The organism is Marinobacter sp. MA, assembly GCF_048298425.1.
Taxonomy (GTDB): Bacteria; Pseudomonadota; Gammaproteobacteria; order Pseudomonadales; family Oleiphilaceae; genus Marinobacter; species Marinobacter salsuginis.
In genome coordinates, this window is the sequence record NZ_CP103058.1 from 2,430,560 (window position 1) to 2,452,151 (window position 21,592).

Below are 21,592 nucleotides of genomic sequence, written 5' to 3' on the forward strand. Positions count from 1 at the left end.
CCTACTCAGATGACAAACAAGTCCACAAACTCTTGGATCGGAGTATTCTCCAGCGTTTCCTGCTCCTTGCATAGATTGACGATAGTGTTACACCTCCGAGCCGGAAATCTCGTCTCGAGATTGGAGCGGAACTTTTCTTCCAAAAGCGGCATACCCTCCTTCCGGCGACGACGATGACCTATCGGATATTCGACAGCAATATTGTCCGTGCTCGAACCATCATTGAAAAACACCTGAATGGCATTAGCGATGGAGCGTTTGTCAGGTTCCAGATATTCGCGGGTATACCTCTCGTCCTCCACAACTTCCATTTTGTCCCGAAGTTCATCGATTATCGGATTAGCTAGATGGAAGCCGTCTTCATAATGCTCCGCGGTGAGACTACCAAAGGCGAGTGGCACGGCAGCCATATATTGCAGGCAATGATCACGATCTGCGGCGTTTGCAAGCTTCCCGACCTTGGAGATGATTCGGATCGCAGATTCATGAGTGGTGATCACGATCTTATTGATTTCGTTCAGTCGGTCTTTAACTTCCGAATGTAAGATAACAGCCGCTTCTGCTGCGGTTTGAGCATGGAACTCTGCCGGGAACGATATCTTGAACAGAATATTTTCCATTGCGTAGGATCCAAAATCCTGGGGGAGCGAGAACTGGCGCTTATTTTCGGGCTTTAACTTCTGGTCTTTATTGGTTTTACTGAACAGAACGTCGTAAAAACCCCATTGAGGTGCTGTCAGCACTCCCGGAACCCCCATTTCACCTCGCATCGCAATATCCGCCAGTCGGACCGCCCGTGACGTGGCATCACCCGCAGCCCAGGACTTCCGCGAGCCGGCGTTGGGGGCATGGCGGTAAGTCCTCAGGGATTGTCCGTCTACCCAGGCATGGGACAGCGCCGAAAGCAGCTGCTCTCGGTCCGCGTCCATTAACCGGCAAGCCACCGCCGTTGAGGCCACTTTAACGAGCACCACATGGTCCAGCCCGACGCGATTAAAGGAGTTATCCAGGGCCAGAACACCCTGGATTTCATGGGCCATGATCATGGCCTCCAGAACGGTTCGCATGGTTAACAGTTCTTTGCCCTCAGCAACCCGTTTCTGCGAAAGGTGGTCTGCAACAGCCAGGATAGCGCCCAGGTTGTCCGATGGATGCCCCCATTCAGCCGCCAGCCATGTGTCGTTGTAGTCAAGCCAGCGAACGATGCAACCGATGTCCCAGGCGGCCTTCACCGGGTCCAAGCGAAATGGCGTTCCGGGCACACGGGCACCATGAGGGACCACTGTACCTTCGACGATTGGGCCGAGGTGTTTGGTACATTCGGGAAAGCGGAGAGCCAGAAGGCCACATCCCAGGGTGTCCATCAGGCAATAGCGGGCGGTGCTCCAGGCTTCTTCACTGGTTATTTCATAGGTGAGAACGTAGTCCGCAATTTGTTGCAGAACTTCGTCGTAATCGGGACGTTCGTTGAGATCAAATGTTGCAGACATAGGGGGCCTCCTTGCCCCCACTATAGATTCGGTCAGAAGCTATCGCCAGGCACCCGCACCCAACCTTCCATCAAAACCCGCGCACTGCGGCTCATAATGGCTTTGGTTGCGGTCCATTGGCCATCTACTTCCTTCGCTTCCGCGCCAACGCGCAAGGTTCCGGAGGGATGCCCAAAGGTCACATGGGTACGGTCGCCACCACCAGCGGCGAGGTTTACAAGGGTTCCAGGAACGGCCGAGGCCGTAGCAATAGCGACTGCGGCCGTGCCCATCATGGCGTGGTGCAGCTTGCCCATGGACAGAGCGCGAACCAGAACGTCTACGTCCCCTGCCCCGATGTTTTTGCCGCTAGAGGATACGTAATCCGAAGGCTTCGCCACGAAGGCGACTTTCGGGGTGTGCTGGCGGTTGGCCGCTTCCTCGATATTCTGGATCAACCCCATTTTCACCGCACCGTGGGCCCGGATGGTTTCGAACCTTGCCAGGGCTTTGGGATCGGAGTTGATGTCGTCCTGCAGCTCGGTGCCCTTGTACCCGATGTCTTCAGCGTTCACGAAAATGGTCGGGATTCCGGCGTTGATCATGGTGGCTTTCAGGGTGCCCACACCGGGCACTTCCAGGTCGTCCACCAGGTTGCCGGTGGGGAACATGGAGCCTTCGCCATCGGCGGGGTCCATGAATTCCACCTGCACTTCGGCGGCCGGGAAGGTCACGCCGTCCAGCTCGAAATCGCCGGTTTCCTGCACTTCACCGTTGGTGATGGGAACGTGGGCAACGATGGTTTTCTGGATATTGGCCTGCCAAATGCGGACGGTGCAGGTGCCGTTTTCCGGGATCCGCTCTTTGGCAACAAAACCGCTGTTGATGGCAAAAGCGCCGACAGCCGCAGTAAGGTTGCCGCAGTTACCGCTCCAGTCCACAAACGGCTTGTCGATGGAGACCTGGCCGAACAGGTAGTCCACGTCGTGATCCGGCTGCGTGGGATCGGCCAGGATCACCGTTTTGCTGGTGCTGGAGGTAGCGCCGCCCATGCCGTCGATTTGCTTCTGGTAGGGGTCCGGGCTGCCGATGACTCGCAGCAGGAGTTTATCCCGGGCTTCGCCCGGGGGTTGGCACGCCTCCGGCAGATCTTTCAGCCGGAAAAAGACGCCCTTGCTGGTGCCGCCACGCATATACGTGGCGGGGATTTTGATTTGTGGCTGGTGTGTCATGCCGCACCTTCCGATTGCAGGAAATCCTCCGCAAACCGCTGCAACACACCGCCTGCGCTGTAGATGGACACTTCTTCAGCGGTATCAAGGCGGCAGATAACCGGAATGCGCTCAGTGCTACCGTTCTTCCGATGGATAACCAGCGTAAGCTCCGCGCGGGGCGCCGGGGTGCCTTCCACGTCGTAGGTTTCGGTGCCGTCGATGCCGAGTGTCTTACGGGTAGTGCCCTCCTCGAACTGCAGGGGCATCACGCCCATACCGATCAGGTTGGTACGGTGAATCCGCTCGAAGCCTTCGGCGACAATCGCTTCTACACCCGCCAGGGCAACGCCTTTGGCGGCCCAATCGCGGGAGGAGCCCTGCCCGTAGTCGGCGCCGGCGATGATGATCAGCGGCTGTTTGCGCTCCATGTAGGTCTCGATGGCCTCCCACATGCGGGTAACCTTGCCTTCCGGCTCGATCCGCGCCAGGGAACCCTGCTTCACGTTGCCGTTTTCGTCCCGGACCATTTCGTTGAACAGTTTCGGGTTGGCGAAGGTGGCACGCTGAGCGGTCAGGTGATCGCCACGGTGTGTCGCATAGGAGTTAAAGTCTTCCTCAGGCACACCCATCTTGTGGAGGTATTCACCGGCTGCGCTGTTCATCAGGATCGCGTTGGAGGGCGAGAGATGGTCGGTGGTGATGTTGTCCGGCAGCACCGCCAGCGGGCGCATGCCCTTAAGGGTCTTCTCACCTACCATACCGCCTTCCCAATACGGCGGGCGACGGATGTAAGTGCTCTGCGGACGCCACTCATACAGCGGGTTGGTGTTGGCCTGGGCATCCCGGGTGATGTCGAACATCGGGATGTAGGTGCTGCGGAACTGCTCCGGCTTGACGCTGGATTTCACGATGGCATCGATTTCCGCATCGTCCGGCCAGATGTCCTTCAGGGTGACAGGATTGCCATCCTGGTCGTAGCCCAGCGCATCTTTCTCGATATCAAAACGGATCGTGCCCGCGATCGCGTAGGCAACCACCAGCGGGGGTGAGGCCAGGAACGCCTGCTTGGCATAGGGGTGAATCCGGCCGTCGAAGTTCCGGTTACCGGAGAGCACCGCCACGGAATACAGGTCTCGGTCGATGATTTCCTGCTGGATTTTCGGGTCCAGGGCACCACTCATGCCGTTGCAGGTGGTACAGGCGAAGGCCACCACACCGAAGCCCAGTTGCTCAAGTTCCGGCAGCAGTTTGGCTTCTTCCAGGTACATCTTGACCGTTTTGGAGCCCGGCGCCAGGGAGGTCTTCACCCATGGCTTGCGGGTCAGCCCCAGCTTGTTGGCGTTACGGGCGATCAGGCCTGCAGCCACCATGTTGCGGGGGTTACTGGTGTTGGTACAGCTGGTGATAGCAGCGATGATACACGCGCCATCCGGCATCTTGCCCTCTTCCTGCTCCCATTCACCGGCGATGCCGCGTTCTGCCAATTCGGATGTTGGCAGATGCGCATGGGGGTTGGAGGGGCCAGCCAGGGTACGGGTCACTTTGGACAGGTCGAACTTCAGCACGCGCTCGTATTCAGCGTTCTTCATGCTGTCGGCCCAGAGACCGGTTTCCTTGGCGTACTTCTCAACCAGAGCGACCTGCTCGTCTTCACGACCGGTCAGCTTCAGGTAATCGATGGTCTGGCCGTCGATGTAGAACATCGCGGCGGTGGCGCCGTATTCCGGAGTCATATTCGATATGGTGGCACGGTCGCCAACGGTAAGGCTGTCAGCGCCTTCACCGTAGAACTCCAGGTAGGCGCCAACCACACGTTCTTTACGCAGGAACTCGGTGATGGCCAGCACCATATCGGTACCGGTAATGCCAGGCTGCAGCTTGCCCGTCAGTTCAACGCCCACGATATCCGGCAGGCGCATCATGGAAGCACGGCCAAGCATAACGCTCTCGGCTTCCAGGCCACCTACACCAACGGAAATAACGCCCAGGGCGTCAACCATCGGCGTATGGCTGTCAGTGCCGACACAGGTATCCGGGAAAGCAACACCATCGCGGTTCTGAACCACCGGGGACATTTTCTCCAGGTTGATCTGGTGCATGATGCCATTGCCGGGAGGAATCACGTCTACGTTCTTGAACGCGGTCTTGGTCCAGTTGATGAAGTGGAAACGGTCGTCGTTGCGGCGATCTTCGATCTGGCGGTTCTTCTCGAACGCGTCTTTTTCGAAACCGGCGTGTTCGACGGCCAGGGAGTGATCCACGATCAACTGGGTCGGCACTACCGGGTTGACCTTCGCAGGATCACCACCCTTCTCTGCGATGGCATCACGCAGGCCGGCCAGGTCCACCAGGGCGGTCTGGCCGAGGATGTCGTGGCACACAACGCGAGCGGGGTACCAGGGGAAGTCCAGGTCGCGCTTGCGCTCGATCAGCTGCTTGAGAGAGTCCGTGAGCACCTCCGGATCGCAACGGCGAACCAGTTGCTCCGCCAAGATCTTGGAGGTGTACGGAAGCTTTTCGTACGCGCCGGTCTGGATGTCTTCCACGGCCTGGCGGGTGTCGAAATAATCCAGGTCGGTGCCTGGTAACGGTTTACGATATTCGGTGTTCATGGGCGCTCCTCAATCGGTACCCACTTGGCATCCGCCGGGCCTGTGTAATCGGCACTTGGGCGGATGATGCGGTTGTTGGCGCGCTGCTCTTTCACGTGGGCGGTCCAGCCGGAAACCCGGGACATCACAAAGATCGGGGTGAACAGTTCGGTCGGAATGCCCATGAAGTGATAAGCGGATGCGTGGAAGAAGTCGGCGTTACAGAACAGCTTCTTCTCGCGCCACATGACTTCTTCACAACGCTCAGAGACCGGATACAGCACGGTATCGCCCACTTCGTCCGCCAGCTTCTTGGACCACTGCTTGATAATGGCGTTGCGCGGGTCGGACTCTTTGTAGATCGCGTGGCCGAAACCCATGATCTTCTCTTTGCGCTCCAGCATGCCCATCAGGCCTTCTTCGGCCTCTTCCGGCGTCTTGAACTTCTGGATCAGGGCCATGGCCGCCTCGTTGGCGCCGCCGTGCAGAGGCCCGCGCAGCGAACCGATAGCACCGGTCACACAGCTGTGGATATCAGACAGCGTGGAGGCACACACGCGGGCGGTGAAGGTGGAAGCGTTGAATTCGTGCTCTGCGTACAGGATCAGCGACACGTTCATGACGCGCTCGTGCAGTTCGCTGGGCTTCTTGCCGTGCAGCAGCTCGAGGAAATGGCCGCCGATGGAGTCCACATCACTTTCAGTTTCGATACGAACGCCTTCGTGGGCGAAGCGGTACCAGTACGTAATGATGGACGGGAACACCGCCAGCATGCGGTCGATCTTGTCGTCCTGCTCGCTGAAATCTTCTTCGGTTTCCAGGTTGCCCAGCATGGAGCAGCCGGTACGCATTACATCCATCGGATGGGCGTCTTTGGGGATCTGCTCAAGCACGGTTTTCAGGGCAGCCGGCAGGCCGCGCAGGCTTTGAAGTTTTTTGGTGTAGGCGTCCAGTTCCTGGCGGTTGGGCAGTTTGCCGCGCAGCAGCAGGTAGGCGATTTCCTCAAACTGGGCTTTTTCAGCCAGATCGGCAATGTCGTAGCCGCGGTATGTCAGGCCGGCGCCGCTTTTGCCTACCGTACAAAGGGCAGTTTCGCCAGCTACCTGGCCTCGGAGGCCCGCGCCGCTCAGTTGTTTTGCTTCAGCCATTGTTGTCTCCCATCTTATTGGAGCCTGAAGGCTGGGTCAGAAGAACACTTTCTTCTGCCCCAGTTTCAGCTCATTCTCAGTCTTGTGAAGGCGGGGTCAGAAGAAAGCGTTCTTCTGACCCCAGGTTCCGTTGTTAGCCTTTGCTCTGCTGGAACAGTTGGTCCAGCTTCTGCTCGAAATCGTGGTAGTTCAGGAAATCGTACAGCTCCATCCGGGTCTGCATCAGGTCAACCACGTCTTTCTGGTCACCCTTCTCCAGGATGTTCTGGTAAACAGTCAGGGCGGCCTTGTTCATGGCGCGGAAAGCGCTGAGCGGATACAGAACCATATCTGCGCCGGCCTCGGCCAGTTCCTGCCGGTTGTATAAAGGCGTGGCACCGAATTCGGTAATGTTGGCCAGGATGGGCACGTCCAGGGCTTCAGAGAAGGCTTTATAGTGCTCAAGCTCGGTGACTGCTTCGGCAAAGATGCCGTCAGCGCCAGCTTCGATGCAGGCCTTGGCACGCTCAATGGCAGCTTCGAGGCCCTCTTTCTGGAAGGCGTCCGTACGGGCCATGATGAAGAAGTCTTTGTCTTCACGGGCATCCACAGCGGCCTTGATGCGGTCGACCATTTCTTCCTGGGATACGATTTCCTTGTTCGGACGGTGGCCACAGCGCTTCTGGGCAACCTGGTCCTCAATATGGACAGCGGCTGCACCGGCACGTTCCATCTCTCGAATGGTACGGGCGATGTTAAAGGCGCCACCCCAGCCGGTATCAATGTCGACCAGCAGCGGTACGTCGGTAGCTGCGGTAATACGGCGAACATCCTCGACCACATCGTTCATGGTGGTCATGCCCAGATCCGGCAGGCCGTAGGAGGCGTTGGCGACACCGCCGCCAGACAGGTAAATGGCTTGGTGGCCCACTTTGTCGGCCATCATGGCGGCATAGGCGTTGATGGTGCCGACAATCTGCAGGGGCTGGTTGTCTTTGAGCGCCTTGCGGAAGCGGGCGCCGGGGCTGAGTTTGTTGGTCATGGTGTTGGCCTCTTCTCTTTTGGATTCTTGTTGTCGGATTACGCCTGCGGCTAATCCGACCTACGTTAGATAGTGATTTCGCCTTCCTGGATTTTCTTTTCGATGTTTTGTCTGGCGGCATTGATATGTCGCTTCATCAGGAACTCCGCCAGCTCGCCGTCGCGCTGGGCGATGGCTTCCACGATTCGCCGGTGTTCGCCGAGTGCCCGTTTCGGACGCCCGGTGGAGGTGCTTAGCCGGTAACGGTACATGCGCACCATGTAGTAAAGATCACCCAACAGCATCTGGGCCAGTTTGGTGTTGCGGCTCCCGGTGGCGATCCGGTGGTGGAAGTCGTAGTCGCCTTCGGCCTGGTAATAGGCCTGGCCCTGGGCTTCGTCGATCATGCGTTCGTGGGTGTCGAGTGTCGCCTGGAGGTCGGCGATTTCCTGATCGGTCATGCGCTCGGCTGCCTGGCGGGCGGCCAGTCCTTCCATGACTTCACGTATGCGGTAGAGCTCCATCAGCTCGGAGGCGCTGACGGAAACCACCTTGACGCCGGCATGGGGGCGGCGCACCAGAAGGCCGCGGGACTCAAGGCGGCCCAGGGCTTCCCGGAGCGGGCCGCGGGTGAGATCGAACCGGGAACAAAGCTCCAGTTCACCGATCTTTTCGCCCGGGGCCAGCTCGCCTTTCACGATTGCCGTTTGCAGACAATCGAAGGCCTCATCGGCGCGGGTGTAGGTAGGAGACAGTAACTCAGACATAGTTTGTCAACAAAACCTGATTGATTTTGAGAAAAGCTACGCCTGAGCGGCCATATTGTCAACAATATTGGCTAAATTGAGCTTCTGATTGTTTACAATAGATCCAGTCAATCAATAGAGCTTTCGCTCAGCAACCGGTGGCGGGGTGTACTGATAAAGCCAGGTTTCGGTAAGCGCCTCGGTGCCCAGCCTGAGGTACAGGCGAATATTGACGGGTTCAACCGAGTCATCCGGCACCAGGTCAAACATGGCCCGGTAACCGTCGATTGCAGACAATGGTCTGGCGGACGTGATTTCAACCTCTCCGCGGCTCACACTGATAACCGGCTCCACATCCGCGCCCTTGCTGAGCATCTCAAGGGCACCGCCAGCAAAATCAACCGCAAAACGCCTTGAAAAATAGGTGCGCTCCTGGCCCACGACACCGCCCAGCCCGGTCCGGGATGCCTGCACCGTGGCCAACTCATAGGGCCGCACCGGCGCCTGCTCCCCCCAGTGCAAGCGGTAACTGTAGAGGTACTCCCTGCCTGGCAACAGAGGCTCTTCGGGGTGCCAGAAAGCAACGATGTTATCGAAGGTTTCATCCACGGTGGGAATTTCCACTAGGTCAACACTGCCACGTCCCCAATCTCCTCGAGGCTCCACCCAGAGGCTGGGACGCCGATCGTAGAACACACCGTCATCCTGGTAGTGGTCAAAATTCCTGTCCCGTTGCATCAAGCCAAAGCCTGCGGGATTGTTATCCTCGAAACTGTTGAACCGGAGGTTGGCGGGGTTCACCAGTGGTCGCCACAACCATTCACCGTTGCCGTTGCGCATGGCCAGGCCGTCGGAATCGTGTATTTCCGGGCGCCAGTCGTAGCCCATGCGATCGTCATTTTCCCCCACCTGGTACATGCTGGTCAGCGGGGCGATGCCGGCCCGGGTGATTTCGGTTCTCGGGTACAGCGCCACATCGACATCCATAACCATGTTCCGTCCGGGGTCCAGCACAAACGCGTAGGCACCGGTGGTGCTCGGTGAATCCAACAAGGCCCAGACCCGCAGCAGCTGGCTATCCGGTGCCGGTTTCTCCAGCCAGAACTCCGAGAAACGAGGGAATTCCTCCTTCCGGTTCATGCCGGTATCTATCGCCAATCCCCGGGCAGAAAGACCATACTGCATCTCCGAGCCCACTGCCCGGAAATAGCTGGCGCCCAGGAAGGCAGCCAGATCCAGGGCAAAGTTGTTGTGGTAGTGAACCCGAAAGCCCGCGTAACCAAGATCCTCGGGCAGATCGCCCAGAGGCTGTTCTCCCCTGTATCGAAAAAGCTCCTGTCGATAGGCCAGTTCATTGGCCTCTCCCTCGACGACTTCATGAATTCTGACCGGCTGCTGAAAGTACAGCCCAAGATGAAACAGCTGAATCTGGAAAGCAGTATTATCGCCACGCCAAAGGGCCTGGTCGGCTCGGAAAGCGATGGCCTGGTAATCGTCCCAGGAAATGTTTTTAAGGGTTCGAGGCAACTGGCCTTCGATGGAAACATGAGCCTCGCCCGCCAGCGCCCGAGCTCGGCCCTTTAGCCAGGCATAGCTGAACCCCGGCATAGAGCCGCCTGCCGCACGGGAGATTCCGGAACCGAAAGCTGATAAAGGCAGAGCACCCACACCGAACGCAGAGAGCAACACCTTTAGCAGTGTTCTTCGCTCTATCATCGTTTCTCTTGCCTATGCCTGACCACCTTCGCACCACTCTGGTGCATTATCTGAACCACGCTACAGCTAAACATTAGACGAGATCTCCAGTTTCAAGACTACGAAGCCTTGATATAAGTTACGGCAAAAGCACGCCTTGGCTCATAGTAGGCAACAAATCCATGTAGCCCCCTGCATTTGTGGTATTAACTTGGGTAAACTCGGCACACTTTGTGAAAGTACAACCGTTCATAGGCTTGCGCAGAGGCGTTGAGCAGACTCGAGGGCGTGAAAACGACCATTAAAGGACGAATCATATGATCAGAAAATGCCTGTTTCCCGTTGCCGGCTACGGCACTCGCTTTCTCCCGGCCACCAAGGCGATGCCGAAGGAAATCCTGCCGGTGGTGAACAAACCCCTGGTTCAGTATGGCGTTGAAGAAGCCGCGGAAGCCGGTATCCATGAATTTGGTTTTGTTACCGGCCGGGGTAAGCGGGCTATCGAGGACCATTTCGACATCAGCTACGAGCTTGAGCACCAGATTGCGGGCTCCGGCAAGGAAGACCTGCTGACCTCCATCCGTGATCTGATCGACCACAACAGCTTCGCTTTTACCCGGCAAAATGAAATGAAAGGTCTCGGCCACGCTATTCTCACCGGTCGCAACCTCGTAGGCGATAGTCCCTTCGCGGTTGTGCTGGCCGATGACTTCTGCATTGGCCCGGAAGGTGAAGACGGCGTACTGGCGCAAATGGTGAAACTGTATAACCAGTTCCGTTGCTCCATTGTTGCGATCGAAGAGGTTCCGGCCGACGAAACCCACAAATACGGTGTGATTGCCGGTGAATCCATGAAGGACGGGCTTTACCGGATTACCGATATGGTGGAAAAGCCGGCCCCGGAAGATGCGCCCAGTAACCTCGCCATCATCGGCCGCTATATTCTCACGCCGGACATCTTCGACATTATCGAGCGGACTCCCGCCGGGAAGAACGGTGAAGTCCAGATTACCGACGCCCTACTCGAACAGGCGAAAAACGGCTGCGTACTGGCTTACCAGTTCAAGGGACGCCGGTTTGATTGCGGCAGTATTGATGGCTTTGTGGAAGCCACCAACTACGTTTACGAGAACATCTACAAGAAAGGCAAGTAAGGAATCCGGGGCGGTATCAGTTGCCCAGGATCTGAAGAATCATTCGCCGGTTTTCCGCGCTTGTCCTGCGGAACCGGCGAAGCAGCTCCACCTCTTCTCCGGTCAGTTGTACCTTCTCAAGTACTTCTTCCAGCTCGGCCACCGATGCCAAAAGCTCATCACTCTTGTCCAGGGCAATACCGGGAAGTTCAAGTTGCCCGTGGTCCTCGGGCTTCTCTGGCTCCCAATGCTGCATGGGTTGCGCATGTTGCATGGCCACTTACCTCGTCATCCAAACCGGGAAACCTGTCCCGATAATGCCCTGCGAAGTGAATCAATCCGGAAATGTAACGTACATATAGCTTTGCACACAATCTGCCTATACTAAAGGAGTCTTCGCAGCTCCTGGGCAACAACCAACAGGCTATTTATGGCGGCAAGAACACTGGATATCGACTCGGCATGGGAGTTGGTGCTTAGCGCAGTAAACCGCAGCAATGTGACACTGCCGTTGCCGGGAACCAACAAAGAAGCAGTAAAGCTCAATGGCCACGGCGCTTGGCACCTGATGCAACCGGCCACGGGTGAAGCGAAGGATCTGCTTTCGGTGTTTCTTCCCCTGTGTCGGCCAGCGCCAGCGGATGGTCGCCCCAAAGTTATCGGCCAGCTCGGCCAGAGCCTTGATGGGCGAATTGCGACGGTGACGGGCCGCTCGCGATTCATAAACGGCGACGATGGGATTACGCACCTGCACCGGATCCGTGCGGTATCCGATGCCGTGATCGTTGGTGCCGGCACTGCCGCCACCGACAACCCCCGTTTGACCGTACGGCGCACCAACGGTCGCAACCCGGTACGCGTGGTTATTGATCGTCATCACCGCGTGCCGGACAGCCATCACCTGTTTACCGATGGTGCGGCCCCTACCCTGCGATTGGTGGCCGGGAGCTATGACAAAGACAGGAATCCGTCTATTGAATCCGGTGTTAGCGAAATCCCCTGTCTTGGAGATGCGGACGCCCAAGCCCCCGTGGATCCGAAGCTAATTCTTCAAGTTCTGGCGGATTTCGGGCTCAAAAAGGTGTTCGTGGAAGGCGGCGGCGTCACTGTCTCCTCGTTCCTCAACGCCGGCTTGTTGGACCGGCTTCACGTGATGGTCGCGCCCATGATCATCGGCAGTGGGAGGCCCGCCTTCTCGCTCCCGGAAATCGATTTCCTGGACGATGCGCTGCGGCCAAGAGCGCAGCTGGTCAACCTTGGCAGCGATATGCTCTTCGACCTGGATTTCTCCCGAGAGGCATAGGCCGGTTTAGCGACTGGTGAACAAAAACACCACCCCGGGCAAGCTCGAAACCAGCACCAGCGCCCCGTACCCCACACTCAGCGCCACCCCCTGCTCCGCTGGCAATCCGGCCATGGGCCAGATCAACGCTGCGGCGCCCTCCCTGATTCCCCAGCCGGCAACCGTCAGAGGTATGACCATGCTCAGAAGCAGAATACTGCCCAGGCCGACAATCAACCCTGCCTCCGCCCAGGTATCAACGTAACCCGCACCCCAGGCCAGGCAGAGAAACACCCCCAGATAGCTCGACAAGACCACCAGCGAAGAACCGATCTGAACCGGCAATACTGAGCAATCCAACAACGACAGATACAGATCACGCCGAAGGCGCTGCAGGTAATCGGCAAGGCCCGCTTTCCGTGCTAGCCATGGGGCTATGGCAACAAAGAGAATGCCAACTCCAAGCCACGCCCAGCCATTCCAAAAGCCGGCAGTAAGCTGCCCCGAACCAAACAGCCACGCGATGGAAACTGCGACAACCAGCGCCAGCACCAACTGGCCCGAGAGCCGCTCGATGGCGACCCCGTGGACAGCCGCGAGACGTTTACCGGCACCCTCACCGTGGCGCCATGCCCGGTTAACATCACCAAGCACGCCACCGGGCAGAACCTGGTTCAGGAATGTCGCCAGGTAGTACTCTCGCACGGCAACGCCATAGTCCAGGGACAATCCAAGCCTCTTTGAGGTGAAGCGCCAACGCCAGGCAGAGAGCAGCACCTGCACTCCGGTGAGTACCAGTGCGGGTATCAGAACAAAAGAAGAAAAGCGGACAAGCTCCTGCCAGAGCGCGCTGGTATCGACAGAGCGAATCACGAATCCAATGACCAAAACCGTGATCAACCACCGGGCCACCAACCGAACCCGCTTTTGACGCACCTCCGTCAAGCCAGCTGCCCGGTTGGCAGAGCCAAAAGGTCGAGATGCCGTACGATGACGTTCAGGCAGCCCTCAGACAACTGATGGTTCCGCGTTTCCAGCCAGAGGTTCAGGCGGTCCCTGTCTCCCGGAGATTGCTCGATCGCCGCCTCGGTCCATCCCTCCATCAGCATCCGGGCCAACGCCTGATCCTCGCTGCCCAGGGTCCAGGGCGATTCCGCCAATTTCACCTGGTAACCGTCTGCGTCAAGCAGGTGTTTCAGCACAATGGGGGCCTCGGGCCCAAGCGCCGCACCGGTGCCTTTGTCCCCGTGCTGATGCTGGTTCACCAGCGTTCGGATCAGCTCATCATCAGGATGACCGGGGGACAGTTCAAAATGCCCTGCGTAGCTCAGCGCGATAAGTATTGCTGAATTCCTGCGCGACGCCGCCTGACTGAGGGCTTTCAACCAAGTCTCGGAAACAAGATCAATCAGTGCTGACGCCGTGATCAGGGACACCTCGGGGGGCAGGTGCTGCTCCATATTCTCCGGTGACAATTGCACCGCGCGCGTTTCAAAGGGTACATCCAGCACATTTACCCGCTGCCGGGCCTCGCGCAGCAACGCCGCGTCCTGATCCAGGGCAAGCCAGGCTTGCGGTACCTGTAGTGCAGGTACCAGAAACAGGGCGTTGGAACCACGGCCGGTGCCAATGTCGACAATCTGCATGGGGCAATGAATTTCAGGCGGCAGGCTATCGTAACGGTCGAGCAACCACCGGTTCAGTTCCGCGGTCAGTTCTATCGAGCGAGCCCGATGATCTGCCGGTTCCCGGGCCGCCAGCCATTCGCTCTCGAATTCTGAATGCTGGTGCAGGTTTGCTGGAAATCCTCTGAAGTATGCTAATGCCTCGCTAAAATCCCGGGCGGTATCGGCCCATGATCGAACCCGCCTGGATTCCCTCGCAGCCAGTTTTCGTGCATGTTCGAGCTGGTACGGATCCTCCAGCCAGTTCCTGAGTCGGGCCTCGAGAGCCCTGATATCCCCGGCACAATACTGCACCACGCCCGGTCTGGCGGAGGTTTGAGCCAGGGCGCCGCCATCGGAGGAAATAATCGGCAGCGCTTCCGCCAACGCCTCGTCGATCACCATGCCGTAGCCCTCATAGAGCGAAGGCATGACAAAAAAGTCGGCCTGCGTGTAGAGATCGGCAAGCCCTGAGTCGTCCACTTCACCGACCAGGGCAATCCTGTCTTCAAGACCGGCCGCGGCAACCGCCCGACGCACCTGTTGGCTGTAACCCGGATCACGGCTGTCAGACCCGGCCAGTGTGCAGCACCACGGGAGAGCCTTCAGTTCTCTCAGCGCTTCCACCAACTGATGCTGGGCCTTTCTCGGGGACAGATGGGCAACGCATAGAATGTGAGGGCCACTGCTTTCAGCGGGCCTGCTCCGGACTCGCGTTGTTTCAGCCCTGACCACACCCGGCTTAGCAACCCGAATGGCCTCCGGCAGAACGTCGTAATCCGCAAGGCGGGCGGCCGTGTGTTGACTGGTGGTAATAACGCCTTCCACGAAGCCGAGGGCCCGCTTCTCGGATTCCAGAAACCATTGCCTGTCTCCCTCGCTGAGGCCGGTCTCGTCAGCAAGCGGATGATGGACCAGCCCAAACAGAGTTAAACGTCGGGTATGCTTTTCCACGATCTCCGGCAGCCCGCCCATGGCAAGGCCATCAAGGATCACAGACGTTCCAGCGGGCAAACTTGCGAGTTTCTGATCCATCGCTTCGCGGGCGATCCTGTCCGGACGCGGAAACTGCCCGGCCAAACCGCTCACCCGGGCTGTGTAACCGTCTTTGCAAAGTGCTTCTACCAGCTTACGAACATACCGGTAACCGCCGGTGTTCTGTTCCGGGTCGCCCGGAACGAGAAACTCCACCACTCCCGGTACGTCAGATTCCGGCATGGTAGCTGGCCCAGGCAATGTGAGATTCAGAGAGGGTGACTTTCAGGCTGACAATACCCTTTCCCGCCTCCCCCAATCGCCCCCCATGAATGGCCGCCGCCATCCGGTCGAACACCAGCTTCGCCATAAACTCCGTAGTGGTGTTCCGGCCTCGCAGTTCCGGTAGCTCGTCGAGGTTCTGCATATTGAACTCTGAGAGAACGTTCTTGAGAAGCTCTGAGGCCAGGCCGATATCCACGATCAGGTCGTCCTTGTCCAGCTGGTGACGCTCGAAGGTCACATCCACCACATAAGTGGCACCATGCACTTTCTGCGCGGGGCCAAAGATCTCTCCTTCGAAACTGTGGGCAATCATCATATGGTCCCGGACCGTCAAGCCGAACATAATCTCTCCTTAGCAGGTCATTTTGAAATATCAGTAAACAACGCGATGGCAGAGTGTTTCCCGGCCATCGATCAGAATCCGTGCCATGGACTTTGGCAGGTCCTCGAACCGGCACTCACCGGTAATCAGCGCATTCAGGGCATCATCACTGAGTAGTTCCAACGCCAGCGCCAGGCGCTTGCGATAGTCCCACCTGGGAACCCGGGAGGGCGCAATCTGCCCGACCTGACTGGATTTCAGGGTCAGACGACGCGGATGAAATGCAGCACCCAATGGTGCGGAGACCAACTGATCCCCGTACCAGCTCATTTCAATCAGTGTCGCCTCCTGCCCCGCCAGCCCCAGAGCCGTTTCCAGGCCCGATGGGTGGCCGCTGGCATGTATCACAAGGTCGTGATCGTCGGCGGTAGGTTCGGCACTGAAGGTCAGCCCCAGTTGTTCGGCAACGGTCTGTCTCTCCGGGTTTGTGTCGATAGCGGTAACCCGGGTGCCCGGAATGCGACTGGCCAGCCAGGCGACAAGCAGACCAACCACTCCAAGACCAACCACCGCGATTCGATCGCCGACCGCTGGCGATCCATCCCAGAGACCGTTGACGGCGGTTTCCATATTGGCAGCAAGAATCGCTCGCTCGGCGGGCAGGTCTTTCGGTAAGGGTGTGACGGCCGACGCCGGCACCCGATAATAATCCTGGTGCGGGTACAGGCAAAACACCGTTTGACCGACCAGTTCCACGGGCCCTTCAATCACCTTTCCTACGTTGGCATAGCCGTACTTCACCGGCCAGGGGAATTCACCGGCCTGGAAGGGTGCCCGCATCGCGGTGTATTCGCTTCTGGGAACACGACCGTGAAAGACCAGTGATTCGGTGCCCCGACTTATCCCCGAATAGAGGGCCTGGACCGTGACAATCTCTCCTGCCTCCCCATCACCCGCCGGCTCCAGAGGCGTTTCCAGAATTTCGCCCTTTCCAGCGCCGGTTACCCACCAGGCCCGGGCGACGGTCTCTGTATTGGAATTCTCTGGATCACGTTGCAAAGGGAGCTCCTTTCCTGGCGTTGTTTTGAGCGGCATTGGAAACGGCCTTTCCTGCCTGAACCATCAGGTCTGAACGCGGTCAATGCTCGTAAGCACACTCATACATATCAACTATAGTCAGTGTACAGTGCGCCCGGGGTGTTTGATGCCTGCAAACCTATACGCTGGAGTTCAGTGATGGATTCTAACGGCCGTTCAGCTTCACATTGGGTCGCCCTCCCGCTGGACCTCGCCTGGGGTTTTGTCCTTGTAACCCTCTTATGTCTGGCTACAGGCTGGCTGGCCGGGCCTCCCGTTCTTTTCTATCTGCTGACAGTCGCACTCTACCTTTGCGTCTGCGGCCTGGTTTCCCGGGCCTGGCCCGAAAACCGCGACTTCGGCTGGGCGAACCGGGCAACCCTGTTGAGGGGTTGCCTCGTGATTGTCCTCTTCGCCTTGGCTCCCTTTGCCGAACATCTGACTGACAACCTCTGGTTGTATGGCTGGATGGCACTGTTGGCACTCATTCTGGATGGCGTGGACGGAAAAGTTGCCAGGGCAACCGGCTCCGAGAGCGACTTTGGCGCCAGATTCGATATGGAGCTGGATGCCCTGTTCATCCTCGGGCTCAGTATTGCCGTGCTGGCGTTGGGAAAGGCAGGCATCTGGGTGCTTGCCCTCGGCCTGATTCGCTACGCTTTCGTTGCCGCTGGCCACTTTGCGGATTGGCTGAATGCGCCACTGCCAGACAGTTTCCGACGGAAGACGGTTTGCGTTTGGCAGATCGTTACCCTGCTCGTGGCGGTACTTCCGCCAATCAATTCGCTGTTTGCCAGCACCACCCTGGCAACCGCCCTTGCTCTGCTGGTGTGGTCGTTTTTCGTGGATATTCACTGGCTTTATCAAAGGAGACATCACCATGATGTTCAATAACCGGAAAACCATTACCCGTTCTGCCCTTGCCTTGCCTGCGGTCCTCGCATTGAGCCCTGCAGCCTCGGCCGAGCCGCAAGATTTTATCGTCGACGACGAACACTTCTCTATGTTCTTCGAGATCATGCACATTGGTTACGCCCCGGTCATGGGCATGTTCCGAGAAGTGGAGGGCCAGTTCGTTTACGACGAGGAAACCATGGAGCTGAAGTCGGGCCAACTGGTATTCCAGAGCGACAGTGTGTTCACCAATCACAAGAAGCGTGATGAACACGTTCGCAACGAGGACTTTCTCGACTCTGACGAATACCCCGAGATCACTTTCACTGTTACCGACTTTGAAACAACCGGCGAAAACACTGGCAAAGTAACGGGAGATCTGGAGCTACTTGGCCAGACACGGCCCGTGGTATTGGATGTAACCCTGAACAAATCCGACGTTTACCCCTTTGGCCACGAGGAATACACGCTGGGGATCAGCGCTTCCACCACACTGAAACGCAGTGAATGGGGTATGACCTATGGTCTGGATGGTGAAATGGTCGGCGATGAGGTCAAATTGCATTTCGGTTTCGAGGCGATACGTGAGTCCGGCATGTTCTGATTTGTCAGTGGCGATAATGTGACCCGCTGCACAACGCGGACACATTCTGTTACAGGATCGGGCCGGATTTTTGGGCTGCGGCGCAAAGCCCGTTATGTTTAGAACTACAACAATAATCAAGGGACCTGCCGCATGCCCGGTAAGGCTATTATTCTTTTCACAATCATAACTGCCGTTGTGGTTGGCACGGGGTATCTGCTTTCCGCCGACAACCACACCCGATTCAGTTGGTTCACGAAGCCGGCCAGCGACATCGGGTCCGCTTCTTCTCAGAGCCCAATTGAGACAGTCCAGCCGTCGCCCGATCCCGTGCAGCAACCCGAGCCACCATCGGACAACGCCCTTGGCTTTATGCTGGCCAGTGTTGCCGATCAGTACGCTGAAGCCACACGATATCCAGCCTGGTCGGTGCCTCTAAGCCCGGAACAGGCCCGCGCCTACCGTGGCAATCACTACGAGCCTGTCAGCCTGCCTCTGGAGGGTAACGGGCAATTCACAGTCACGCTTGAAAAATACCGGTTTACAGAAGGCGAACAGATTCTTGTTGCTGCGGCCATTCAAAGCCCTCAGGTAGTTGACCGCTCTCTTTCCGCAACCCTGGAGAGACCCGAAAGCCGTGATGCCGTCGCAAGCACCACACTGGAGCAAGCCGGTTCGCCGGGTTACTTCGAGGGCGTTCTGGCCGCCAATGAGTCACCGGGGGAATACCGCCTGATCGTCGAAGCCCGGCTCGACGGCAAACCAGTTCGCCACGCCTCAACGCTGACCGTAGAGCCCTACCTGGGGGACTTTGAGGGGTTGGGCAATGCCTGGGTCAGCGGCAACAACCTGATTATCCCCGTTCGGTTCTCTCCGGAAGATCCCGGCTTTTATGCGCTCTCGGCCCAGCTTTACGTCGGCCAACGTCCGGTTGCCCAGCTGCAGGTGGAGAAACGGCTGGACAGCACTTCGGAAACCATCAACCTCAGGGCCCACGGCACGGTGTTGGCGAACCAGACCGTGGACGGTCAACTTCAGCTGAAGAACCTGCAGATTCGCCAGCTCCCAGCCAGGCCAGGTGACAGAACCAACTACGCTTTCGGCCCCGACGAGGGCTACTCATTCACACCGCCGGACCTCGAGAGCCTGACCGACACCCCGGCGGTGGACCCCGAATCGGAACAACGGGCGGCGCTGCTCAGGCAGCTTGCCGACAAGTTCTGATGGCAGAGCGTGAGCTTTGCGCCGGCTGACGCCGGGCTGTACCGCCACAGAGTGGCGGAGAAACGTCTTGTGACAACAATAACTCAGCAAAGACGGAGCAACTATGAAAACAACAAAGATCGGAAGTGCCTGTAAGGCCGCCCTGGCGGTCGCCATCACCGGCAGCCTCTTTGCCGGAACCGCCCAGGCCCAACTGGCCGGGCACAATGTGATCCTGGTGCACGGCTTCCAACAGGAAGACCTGGCCAACCCTCCCGCCAACCTTCAGGAAGTGAAGAGCGCCGGTGAGGACTACTGGCGCACCTTCTGGCTCTCCCGTGCGGAGGCCCGCATCGACTGGGGCAGTGACGGGCGCGTTGAGGGTGGCATTGCCCAGCAGGCCTATGAACAGATGCGGCAGATCAGTCAGCAAGGGCTGTGCAATGACTACTGCATTGTCGTTTCCCACTCCACCGGTGATCTGGTTACGCGCTATCTGCTGGAAAACCAGGCTCGCTGGCTTCAGTCTGAGGGCCTTCAACCGCTGAAAATCCTGGCGTCCCTCGACTACTCCGGCGCAGGCGGGGGCACAGAACTGGCCAACCTGGCCTTGAGCCTTGCCTACAACGACAGCTGGTACAATTGGCCCCTCAGGGCGGCGGTCGAAGCGTTCACAGGCATTGAGCCGGAACCAGGAAAACTGGGCGTGGTAAACGACCTTCAGACCAATGCAGCGCGCAACCTGGCGGTGAGCCCGAATTCGATCCCCAGGTTGCGCTTTGTGGCCGGTGGATCGTCCTACGGCGGAATCACCAAGCCGTTCATTGCTGGTACCGACGATGGCGTGGTCCCCACCCATTCTGCCTGCGGTGCAACCTCCGCATCCGGAATTGATTCCTGCTCCTCAAGTATCAGCCTCGCGGGGAAGGTAACCAACCAGAATGGCCCAAGTGCTCTGTACTTCAATCACTACCCGGTACTGATGAACGAGGGTGTCACCCACAGCGGTGTGCTCGGTTCCGAGACAGGCAACATCTCCGTGCCGGTGGTCAACAACACCACCCTTGGCGGCCTGCAGGTTGATTTCGCCAGCCGCACCTATAACAAGCGTGCATGGTGGCAGTGGTGGGGTTCCGGTGACCGATACATCGAAGTGCCGGGTTCGGACCAGACGGATATGTCCAATCTGGTTTACACCACCCTGAACAACTGACTGCTCCTGGACAGATCAAACCAAAGGCTCAGGGAAGAGCCTTATCCCGCCTCGGTAATTCTACCCATCTTTCCTTTTTAGTTCGCAAACTATACATTGGTTCGCTTTCCCCGATTGATTCACTCATTGCCGGCAAGCCATAACCGATGTCTGACACCCACAAATCCGATCTTCTTCTGGTTATTGTCACCCTGTTCGCTGCCATTAGCTGGATGTTCTCCAAAGAAGCCGTGCTGCTCATGCCCCCGTTGATGTTCATGGCCGCCAGATTTCTGATTGCTGGCACGGTCCTGGCTTTTTTCGCCCGGCGCGCGCTAATGAAGCTGAGCCTGGATCAACTCCGAAGAAGCGTGGGGGTCGGCCTTGTGTTTGGCACGGCCATGACCTGCTGGGTGATGGGACTGGTTCATATTACCAGTCTGGGCGAAGGAGCTTTTCTGACCAGTCTGGGGGTTGTCATTGTTCCCATCATCGCCCGTTTGGTGTTCAAGGAGGCCCAGCCTCCGAGTACCTGGCTGGCCATTCCTATTGCCGTTGCCGGGCTTGCATTTCTATCCCTCGAAAACGGATTTCGCCCCGAAGCGGGCCAGATCTTCTTTGTCATAGCCGCGACGATCTTCGCCCTGTATTTCAATCTCAATACCCGGGCGGCCAATCAGAGAACGGTTATCAACCGGCAGGGCAAGACTTTAGAGAAACATCGAGTGCCAGCCCTGCCCCTGACAGCCATTGCCCTGCTCACCGTAGGTATGCTGACGCTGATCGAATCCATGATTATGGAACCCTGGCGGCCTACCCTGAATAACCTCTCACCAATGCTGGTATGGTGGGTGGTGGCCAGTGCCGTGATTGGAACGGCCGGCCGCTTCCTGCTTCAGACACTAGCCCAGAGCCTGTCGGCAAACAGCCATGGCGTCGTGATTCTGGTGCTGGAACCAGTGTGGGTTGCTCTTTTCGCGGCAGGTTGGTTTGGCGAGACCATGACCAGCATTCAACTGGCCGGCTGTGGCCTGATCTTCGCTGCATTGATCGTCAACCGCTGGGCAGTTTTGAGCAAACTGATCAAAGAGAAACTACGGAATCGGAAAACCGCATAAA

19 protein-coding genes are annotated in these 21,592 nt (G+C 58.0%); 7 read left to right on the top strand and 12 right to left on the bottom strand.

The window, feature by feature from the left end:
• Nucleotides 1-5: 5 nt before the first annotated feature.
• The 7 genes from prpD to NUW46_RS11300 all read right to left on the bottom strand — a co-directional run bounded on the left by prpD (nucleotide 6) and on the right by NUW46_RS11300 (nucleotide 9,881).
• Entirely contained in the window at nucleotides 6-1,490 is a 1,485-nt protein-coding gene (gene prpD / locus NUW46_RS11270; protein WP_418140136.1) for a 2-methylcitrate dehydratase, read from the bottom strand.
• A gap of 32 nt (nucleotides 1,491-1,522) precedes the next feature.
• A complete protein-coding gene (gene prpF / locus NUW46_RS11275) occupies nucleotides 1,523-2,701 on the bottom strand; it encodes a 2-methylaconitate cis-trans isomerase PrpF (RefSeq protein WP_418140137.1) in 1,179 nt (392 codons plus the stop codon).
• Nucleotides 2,698-5,295 (bottom strand): Fe/S-dependent 2-methylisocitrate dehydratase AcnD, encoded by a 2,598-nt coding sequence (acnD, locus tag NUW46_RS11280; protein WP_418140138.1) that lies wholly within the window; start codon nucleotides 5,293-5,295, stop codon nucleotides 2,698-2,700. Before acnD ends, prpF begins: the two co-directional genes overlap by 4 nt.
• Nucleotides 5,292-6,422: a bifunctional 2-methylcitrate synthase/citrate synthase gene (gene prpC, locus NUW46_RS11285; RefSeq protein WP_069183450.1), complete on the bottom strand. Its 1,131-nt coding sequence runs from the start codon at nucleotides 6,420-6,422 to the stop codon at nucleotides 5,292-5,294. The genes acnD and prpC overlap by 4 nt, the downstream gene beginning before the upstream one ends.
• A gap of 133 nt (nucleotides 6,423-6,555) precedes the next feature.
• A complete protein-coding gene (gene prpB / locus NUW46_RS11290) occupies nucleotides 6,556-7,443 on the bottom strand; it encodes a methylisocitrate lyase (protein ID WP_222464645.1) in 888 nt (295 codons plus the stop codon).
• 65 nt (nucleotides 7,444-7,508) lie between these two features.
• The gene (locus tag NUW46_RS11295) at nucleotides 7,509-8,189 is read right to left on the bottom strand and encodes a GntR family transcriptional regulator (protein ID WP_069183448.1); all 681 of its coding nucleotides are present in this window, start codon (nucleotides 8,187-8,189) and stop codon (nucleotides 7,509-7,511) included.
• Nucleotides 8,190-8,300: 111 nt separating this feature from the next.
• Complete coding sequence (locus NUW46_RS11300) at nucleotides 8,301-9,881, bottom strand: glucan biosynthesis protein (RefSeq protein ID WP_418142028.1); 1,581 nt, start codon at nucleotides 9,879-9,881, stop codon at nucleotides 8,301-8,303.
• A 299-nt stretch (nucleotides 9,882-10,180) separates the two neighbouring features.
• On the opposite strand from NUW46_RS11300, the gene galU reads away from it, so the two are divergent.
• Complete coding sequence (gene galU, locus NUW46_RS11305; protein ID WP_064228337.1) at nucleotides 10,181-11,017, top strand: UTP--glucose-1-phosphate uridylyltransferase GalU; 837 nt, start codon at nucleotides 10,181-10,183, stop codon at nucleotides 11,015-11,017.
• A gap of 16 nt (nucleotides 11,018-11,033) precedes the next feature.
• Here the strand turns inward: galU and NUW46_RS11310 are convergent, their stop codons facing one another.
• Nucleotides 11,034-11,270: a hypothetical protein gene (locus NUW46_RS11310; protein WP_069183446.1), complete on the bottom strand. Its 237-nt coding sequence runs from the start codon at nucleotides 11,268-11,270 to the stop codon at nucleotides 11,034-11,036.
• A 156-nt stretch (nucleotides 11,271-11,426) separates the two neighbouring features.
• On the opposite strand from NUW46_RS11310, the gene NUW46_RS11315 reads away from it, so the two are divergent.
• Nucleotides 11,427-12,299: a RibD family protein gene (locus tag NUW46_RS11315; RefSeq protein ID WP_209397094.1), complete on the top strand. Its 873-nt coding sequence runs from the start codon at nucleotides 11,427-11,429 to the stop codon at nucleotides 12,297-12,299.
• 6 nt (nucleotides 12,300-12,305) lie between these two features.
• On the opposite strand, the gene NUW46_RS11320 is transcribed toward NUW46_RS11315, so the two are convergent.
• The 4 genes from NUW46_RS11320 to NUW46_RS11335 are packed head-to-tail and all read right to left on the bottom strand — an operon-like array spanning nucleotide 12,306 to nucleotide 16,583.
• On the bottom strand, nucleotides 12,306-13,190 hold the full coding sequence (locus tag NUW46_RS11320; protein WP_418140139.1) for a lysylphosphatidylglycerol synthase transmembrane domain-containing protein: 885 nt from the start codon (nucleotides 13,188-13,190) through the stop codon (nucleotides 12,306-12,308).
• Between the two features lie 29 nt (nucleotides 13,191-13,219).
• Nucleotides 13,220-15,160: a glycosyltransferase family 4 protein gene (locus NUW46_RS11325; protein ID WP_418140140.1), complete on the bottom strand. Its 1,941-nt coding sequence runs from the start codon at nucleotides 15,158-15,160 to the stop codon at nucleotides 13,220-13,222.
• Nucleotides 15,147-15,545 carry a 6-pyruvoyl trahydropterin synthase family protein gene (locus NUW46_RS11330; RefSeq protein ID WP_418140141.1) on the bottom strand — a complete coding sequence of 133 codons (399 nt, stop codon included), beginning with the start codon at nucleotides 15,543-15,545 and terminating at the stop codon, nucleotides 15,147-15,149. The genes NUW46_RS11325 and NUW46_RS11330 overlap by 14 nt, the downstream gene beginning before the upstream one ends.
• A gap of 30 nt (nucleotides 15,546-15,575) precedes the next feature.
• Nucleotides 15,576-16,583, bottom strand: a complete 1,008-nt coding sequence (locus NUW46_RS11335) for a zinc-dependent alcohol dehydrogenase (protein WP_418140142.1) — start codon at nucleotides 16,581-16,583, stop codon at nucleotides 15,576-15,578.
• A 177-nt stretch (nucleotides 16,584-16,760) separates the two neighbouring features.
• Here NUW46_RS11335 and NUW46_RS11340 point away from each other — a divergent pair, with 177 nt between their 5' ends.
• The 5 genes from NUW46_RS11340 (at nucleotide 16,761) to NUW46_RS11360 (ending at nucleotide 21,591) form a co-directional block, all read left to right on the top strand.
• Nucleotides 16,761-17,495, top strand: a complete 735-nt coding sequence (locus NUW46_RS11340) for a CDP-alcohol phosphatidyltransferase family protein (RefSeq protein WP_305967240.1) — start codon at nucleotides 16,761-16,763, stop codon at nucleotides 17,493-17,495.
• The gene (locus NUW46_RS11345; protein ID WP_153633517.1) at nucleotides 17,482-18,099 is read left to right on the top strand and encodes a YceI family protein; all 618 of its coding nucleotides are present in this window, start codon (nucleotides 17,482-17,484) and stop codon (nucleotides 18,097-18,099) included. The genes NUW46_RS11340 and NUW46_RS11345 overlap by 14 nt, the downstream gene beginning before the upstream one ends.
• 132 nt (nucleotides 18,100-18,231) lie before the next feature.
• Entirely contained in the window at nucleotides 18,232-19,302 is a 1,071-nt protein-coding gene (locus NUW46_RS11350; RefSeq protein WP_305967239.1) for a hypothetical protein, read from the top strand.
• Nucleotides 19,303-19,405: 103 nt separating this feature from the next.
• The gene (locus NUW46_RS11355) at nucleotides 19,406-20,494 is read left to right on the top strand and encodes a hypothetical protein (RefSeq protein WP_418140143.1); all 1,089 of its coding nucleotides are present in this window, start codon (nucleotides 19,406-19,408) and stop codon (nucleotides 20,492-20,494) included.
• A gap of 146 nt (nucleotides 20,495-20,640) precedes the next feature.
• Nucleotides 20,641-21,591 carry a DMT family transporter gene (locus NUW46_RS11360; protein ID WP_305967237.1) on the top strand — a complete coding sequence of 317 codons (951 nt, stop codon included), beginning with the start codon at nucleotides 20,641-20,643 and terminating at the stop codon, nucleotides 21,589-21,591.
• Nucleotide 21,592 lies beyond the last annotated feature (1 nt).

What these genes read in the sequence shown, in the direction of transcription:
- prpD (WP_418140136.1), bottom strand. Translation starts at nt 1,490, where the DNA reads ATGTCTGCAACATTTGATCTCAACGAACGTCCCGATTACGACGAAGTT.
- prpF (WP_418140137.1), bottom strand. Translation starts at nt 2,701, where the DNA reads ATGACACACCAGCCACAAATCAAAATCCCCGCCACGTATATGCGTGGC.
- acnD (WP_418140138.1), bottom strand. Translation starts at nt 5,295, where the DNA reads ATGAACACCGAATATCGTAAACCGTTACCAGGCACCGACCTGGATTAT.
- prpC (WP_069183450.1), bottom strand. Translation starts at nt 6,422, where the DNA reads ATGGCTGAAGCAAAACAACTGAGCGGCGCGGGCCTCCGAGGCCAGGTA.
- prpB (WP_222464645.1), bottom strand. Translation starts at nt 7,443, where the DNA reads ATGACCAACAAACTCAGCCCCGGCGCCCGCTTCCGCAAGGCGCTCAAA.
- NUW46_RS11295 (WP_069183448.1), bottom strand. Translation starts at nt 8,189, where the DNA reads ATGTCTGAGTTACTGTCTCCTACCTACACCCGCGCCGATGAGGCCTTC.
- galU (WP_064228337.1), top strand. Translation starts at nt 10,181, where the DNA reads ATGATCAGAAAATGCCTGTTTCCCGTTGCCGGCTACGGCACTCGCTTT.
- NUW46_RS11310 (WP_069183446.1), bottom strand. Translation starts at nt 11,270, where the DNA reads ATGCAACATGCGCAACCCATGCAGCATTGGGAGCCAGAGAAGCCCGAG.
- NUW46_RS11315 (WP_209397094.1), top strand. Translation starts at nt 11,427, where the DNA reads ATGGCGGCAAGAACACTGGATATCGACTCGGCATGGGAGTTGGTGCTT.
- NUW46_RS11325 (WP_418140140.1), bottom strand. Translation starts at nt 15,160, where the DNA reads ATGCCGGAATCTGACGTACCGGGAGTGGTGGAGTTTCTCGTTCCGGGC.
- NUW46_RS11330 (WP_418140141.1), bottom strand. Translation starts at nt 15,545, where the DNA reads ATGTTCGGCTTGACGGTCCGGGACCATATGATGATTGCCCACAGTTTC.
- NUW46_RS11340 (WP_305967240.1), top strand. Translation starts at nt 16,761, where the DNA reads ATGGATTCTAACGGCCGTTCAGCTTCACATTGGGTCGCCCTCCCGCTG.
- NUW46_RS11345 (WP_153633517.1), top strand. Translation starts at nt 17,482, where the DNA reads ATGATGTTCAATAACCGGAAAACCATTACCCGTTCTGCCCTTGCCTTG.
- NUW46_RS11350 (WP_305967239.1), top strand. Translation starts at nt 18,232, where the DNA reads ATGCCCGGTAAGGCTATTATTCTTTTCACAATCATAACTGCCGTTGTG.
- NUW46_RS11355 (WP_418140143.1), top strand. Translation starts at nt 19,406, where the DNA reads ATGAAAACAACAAAGATCGGAAGTGCCTGTAAGGCCGCCCTGGCGGTC.
- NUW46_RS11360 (WP_305967237.1), top strand. Translation starts at nt 20,641, where the DNA reads ATGTCTGACACCCACAAATCCGATCTTCTTCTGGTTATTGTCACCCTG.